Source organism: Planktothrix sp. FACHB-1355 (assembly GCF_014748295.1).
Taxonomy (GTDB): Bacteria; Cyanobacteriota; Cyanobacteriia; order Cyanobacteriales; family Aerosakkonemataceae; genus Aerosakkonema; species Aerosakkonema funiforme_A.
Genome location: NZ_JACJUP010000441.1, coordinates 1 through 4,958, shown reverse-complemented (window position 1 = coordinate 4,958; position 4,958 = coordinate 1). Strand labels below are relative to the sequence as shown.

The window sequence follows — 4,958 nt, the reverse complement described above, 5'->3', positions numbered from 1 at the left end:
AAGCGGCTAAACTGCTGGTCGATGCAGGTCAAATCGAGTCATCTGAAATTGTAAATACACTTTTACTCGACCAAGGCGACCTGGAAGCGCCCCTGCGTCAAGCGCTGCTGCAACAGCAAACTCAACGAATCCAAGCTTGGCGCGATCGAGTTGACGAAGCGATCGCCAATCGTCAGCCATTCCGCCTCAAGTATCTCAACTCACAGGGTCAGAATTTGGAGTTCACGGTTCGCTATGCGGAAGTGATTTTCTACGAAAAACGCTTTTATTTGCAGATTTGGTGCGAAGAAACCGCCGATGCTTTGCAGGAAAACCCGGATCTAGCAGAAGTTGCCCACAATCGTTGCCTTCGTTTCGATCGCATCAAGGATATCCAACCCATCCCAGGTGTATGGAGAGGTGAGTTCGATCGCATAAAAGTGTATTTACAGTTTCGAGGGTGGTTGGCAAATGCCTACGAACCTAAGCCAGGAGATATCGAAAATGTATTCTTGGAAGATGTGCGACAAGTTGTACGGCTAGTGGTTAACCCGTTCTGGTTAATTCGAGAAGTATCGCGATATTGGGAAGACTGCGAAATTGTGGCTCCGAAAAGTTTGCGCGATCGCTTCAAGAAAAAGCTACAAGCTCTGTGCGATCGGTACGATCTCTAGCCTTAACAGCGTGTGGTATTGTGTTCGGTAGCATTGGTAGTACATGAATGATGTTGAGGACTATCTGTGGGAATTAGGGGTTAAATTTTTACCACAGATGAAGACAGATAAACGCAGATGAACGCAGATAAAAACGCATTTTTTATGCAACCGATGCTACGGGATATGATATGATGCAGTATGAAGATTAACAGGGTGAAGCGAAAAGAGAAAAGGAATAATTATAGTCTGTCATCTTTTTGCTACACCCCAGCCAAAAAAGTCAGTGTTTTGTCAAACTTTGGATATAGATTTGTGCAAACGATGCAACATTTCTATATCCAGATAACTGCCATCAAAAGCATCGCCAGCCAAGATAGTGCAAGCTAATTCGGGTTCTCCCAAATGACTTAACACTAATAAAGCTTTAGAAAAATCTTGCTCTTTAGTGTAGTCGTTGACAGTAACAACAGTCGGCAAACCAGCCCCAATTGCAGCTTGCATTCCGTGCAGAGAATCTTCCAAAACCAGACAATCATGTGGCTGTAAATTCATCTGTTTGAGAACATAATGATAGATATCTGGGGCTGGTTTCTTGGCTGGGACGATATCGCCGGCAGCAATAATTTCAAACCAAGACGGGTCTAAATTATTTTCCAATAATGCCGTAACATTGGGTAAGGCGCTGGTGGTTGCGATCGCCAATCTTATCCCCTCAGCGCGAGCTTCCGAAATCAAACGTTTCACCCCCGGACGCAAGGGAATTTCACCTAAAGCTAATAACTCTCGATAATGCTTTGTTTTAGTAGCGTGTAATTCCGCAATAAAGCTATCTTCAAGTGACGGAACATCGGGACGATATTTATCTAGATAAAAGCGAATCCGTTCTTTGCCACCAGCAACAGAAAGCAAATCACCATAAAGCTCAGCCGACCAATCCCAATCTAACCCAGCTTCCGCAAAAGCACGATTGAACGCAATGCGGTGTCCGTCTCGTTCCGTATCTGCTAAAGTCCCATCAACATCAAAAATCAAAGCACGCAATTCATTCATAGCAAATTTCCAGTCAGCGATCGTCTAATTAATCACGTTCACATCACAACCGATATCTCCCGACCGTCCGCTCCAGCACGTTGTTATGCTGCGCCATTATGTTACGAAATTTTTGGCAATTCCTCGAAGCCGAGACAAATTTCGTCGCTTCAATGTGGGGTATGTTTCCCGTTTTAGCGACTCTAGAAGAATTTGGACTAACTGCCAGCGATCGCCAGTTGGCAATTGCAGTGCTTGTTTTTGCACTTCTTGTAATGTCATCAGTATAAAATTGCCCAATCCTATCGTAACTTTAACCTGAATAGGTGAATTTTGATTAAAATTTTAACTTATTACTACAGGGAAGGTAGAGTAAGATCGCGTCTCACTGAAGAAACTTCTCCAACCGTCGCTGTTCTAACATCGCAGCCACTTCTTCATCCGTCGGTGCTGGCTGGTCTGTTTTTAACAAGCCTCGCATTCGTCTAATTGCGCCAGAACGATCGGACTCAGAAATTGGTGTGTCTTGGAGGGACTCAATAATGGCGCTCACCAGTGCAAGGCGATCGCTGGGTGGTAGTTTGAAGACTTGCTCCTTCAATTCTTGTGACAACATAGATCGCTCTTATGCTCGAAGGTGTCTACCATTTAGTATGAACGATCGTGCGCTCTATTTATCCCGGTCAAGCCTTCTATTTTGAATAGCTATAGCGATCGGTACTGAAACCGCTCTTGCCAAAGTGCTTTTAGATAAGCCACAATTACTCAAACAGGTGTGGGAGGCGATCGATCGCCTACAGCACGGTAAGCGATCGCATTTCTGATGAGGTATTGATGGGTGAGGGGCGTGTGTATGACGCTGTAGCGGTTAAAATTGTAGGTATCCCAACTTAGTTGTCAACATTCTGTACTTCTATTACACCCATTCTGTAACAACTGGAGATCGATATGCCAAAAGCCGCAAAAATACCACTGGAATCCGAGATTACAGATGAGCAAAGAGAAGCAGCAGAAGCGGAAATTCGCGAAAAGCAAAAAGTAGTTGATTATGACACAAAAGAATATCCTGTGGAAGTGCTTGTCAAGAAATATAGAGATGGGCTGGATGAAGATATCAATGAGTTGTATATACCAGACTATCAACGAGATATGATTTGGGAAGATTCTCGGCAGTCAAAGTTTATTGAATCTCTTTTGTTAGGGCTACCGATACCATATATTTTTGTGGCTGATTTGCCACCTAAACAAAAAGATGATAAGGAGGATTTAGCTCGGTTAGAAATTGTTGACGGAACTCAGCGTATTCGTACTTTAGACAGATTTCTCAACAACGATCTAAAGCTGTGTGGATTGGAAAAGCTAAAGCAGCTTAACAATTTCAAATTTAGTGATTTGCCGCTGGCAAGACAAAGACGCTTCAACCGTGCCACCATTCGTATGATTGTGCTGACTGAGAAAGCTGATGAAGAAATAAGACGAGATATGTTTGAACGCATCAATACTGGTAGTGTTCAACTAAATGATATGGAGAAGCGGAGAGGCATATCTCCGGGGCCTTTTGTCAAACTTCTTGAAGAACTCGGCAAAGATAGTAAATTTCGGGAACTATGTCCATTTTCAGAAGCACTTGCCCGCAAACGCGAACCTGAAGAATTTGTGCTACGTTTTTTTGCCTATTTAAATAATTATAAAAACTTTGACAGAAGGGTTGATGAATTTCTTAATGAATATCTAGAAGAACATAACCATGATAGAATTGACAAAGATGGTATGCGCTCTGAATTTCACAAAATGTTAAATTTTGTTGAAAAATACTTTCCCAATGGATTTAGTAAAGCAAAAGGTAATGTAAAAACACCTCGCATTCGATTTGAGGCAATTTCTGTAGGTGTTGCACTTGCATTAAGAAAGAAGAACGATATTGTACCGAAATCAATGAAGTGGCTTGACTCACCAGAATTCAAGGAATATACTACTTCAGATGCAAGCAACTCTAGACCTAAAGTAATTAAGCGTATTGAATATGTTCGCGATCAACTTCTCGGTAAATTATGACTAGCGCATTATTTCAGGACTTTAATGAACGCTCTAGAGAAGTGAGCAAATATTTTATGTTTTTGAAGAGTTTGGAGCAGGGAACTACTAAATTAACTATGGAAGGTAAGGGAGGAATTCCAAAAACCAAAGAAATTGATTCTGAGTTAATCAAGACGTTGAAAGCTAGCGGTTTTCTGTTGCTGTATAATCTAGTAGAAGCAACTATGCGAAATGCGATAGAAGCAATATTTGATGAACTAAAAAGTCAAGGAGTTTCTTACGATCAAATTAGACCTGAACTTAAAAAAATTGTACTCAAAAACTTAAAGAAGCGAGATCCTGACAAAATATTTTTAAGCATAACAGCTATTTCAATTGACATTATTATTGCTGGATTTGATAAAGAAGATCTTTTCTCCGGGAACCTTGATGGTAGGAAAATAAGAACGACGGCAACTGAGTATGGATTTTCACATCTGACTGACTATGCTAAAACAGGTGATGGAATAGATTTGCTGATAATTAAGTCAAATAGAAATGATTTAGCACATGGTTTTAAATCTTTTGCAGAGGTAGGAAGAGATAAAACCGCAGATGAGTTATTAGAAATTAAGAATAAGACAGTCAGATATTTAAGGCAAATACTGCAAAATATTGAACAATATTTATCAAATAAAGACTACTTAGATTCATCTACTTTAGGCACGCCTTAACTAAACTGTTCAATATAATTTAGTATACTTTTAGCAATAACTTGACCTAGTTTAACAGGCACAGCATTACCAATTAATCGCCCTACTAGATCGATCGCTACTGGTTCATCAGGGGGTACAAACTGATATGCTGGTGGAAAAGTTTGTAATAAAGCTGCTTCTCTGAGAGAAATAGCCCTATCTTGTTCAGGATGACCAAACCGACCATTACCAAAACCAAAACACTGTGTAGTAATAGTTGGACTAGGTTTATCCCATTCCATTCTACCGTATACTGCTGGATAAGTTTTACCACTTGTTTTTAAGTGGCATTCTGCAATTAATTCTTTAGGCCAATCTCGCCAAGTTCCGCCAGGTTTGGAAGCACGAATACGGCGCAGATTTAAAGCGGAAAGTTTACTACATCTATGAAGCCAATCTCTTTCAGAAGCTTGCCCCGCAGAAATGGGTTCTAGATTTCCAATAGTTTGTCGTACTGTTTGGTAATTATTTGCGTTATGTGTCGCTGGAATTAAGTTAATTTTGCTAAACTTTGAAGCAAGTA

7 protein-coding genes are annotated in these 4,958 nt (G+C 40.7%); 3 read left to right on the top strand and 4 right to left on the bottom strand.

Annotated features, from left to right (window positions below):
• A partial coding sequence (locus H6S82_RS17900; RefSeq protein ID WP_191056497.1) for a WYL domain-containing protein occupies positions 1-653 on the top strand: 653 nt, incomplete at its 5' end.
• A 273-nt stretch (positions 654-926) separates the two neighbouring features.
• On the opposite strand, the gene H6S82_RS17895 is transcribed toward H6S82_RS17900, so the two are convergent.
• From H6S82_RS17895 to H6S82_RS17885, 3 genes are all read right to left on the bottom strand, one after another.
• Positions 927-1,685, bottom strand: a complete 759-nt coding sequence (locus H6S82_RS17895; protein WP_190469247.1) for an HAD family hydrolase — start codon at positions 1,683-1,685, stop codon at positions 927-929.
• A gap of 96 nt (positions 1,686-1,781) precedes the next feature.
• On the bottom strand, positions 1,782-1,946 hold the full coding sequence (locus H6S82_RS17890; RefSeq protein WP_190469244.1) for a hypothetical protein: 165 nt from the start codon (positions 1,944-1,946) through the stop codon (positions 1,782-1,784).
• 103 nt (positions 1,947-2,049) lie between these two features.
• Positions 2,050-2,280, bottom strand: coding sequence for a hypothetical protein (locus tag H6S82_RS17885; protein ID WP_190469241.1), 231 nt, complete (start codon positions 2,278-2,280; stop codon positions 2,050-2,052).
• A gap of 332 nt (positions 2,281-2,612) precedes the next feature.
• Here H6S82_RS17885 and H6S82_RS17880 point away from each other — a divergent pair, with 332 nt between their 5' ends.
• A complete protein-coding gene (locus tag H6S82_RS17880; protein ID WP_190469239.1) occupies positions 2,613-3,719 on the top strand; it encodes a DUF262 domain-containing protein in 1,107 nt (368 codons plus the stop codon).
• Positions 3,716-4,414, top strand: a complete 699-nt coding sequence (locus H6S82_RS17875) for an MAE_28990/MAE_18760 family HEPN-like nuclease (protein WP_190469236.1) — start codon at positions 3,716-3,718, stop codon at positions 4,412-4,414. Before H6S82_RS17880 ends, H6S82_RS17875 begins: the two co-directional genes overlap by 4 nt.
• Here H6S82_RS17875 and H6S82_RS17870 read toward each other — a convergent pair.
• Positions 4,411-4,958 (bottom strand): DNA cytosine methyltransferase (locus H6S82_RS17870; protein ID WP_191056496.1); only part of this gene is annotated, 548 nt, incomplete at its 5' end. The two genes, H6S82_RS17875 and H6S82_RS17870, sit on opposite strands and share 4 nt — an antisense overlap.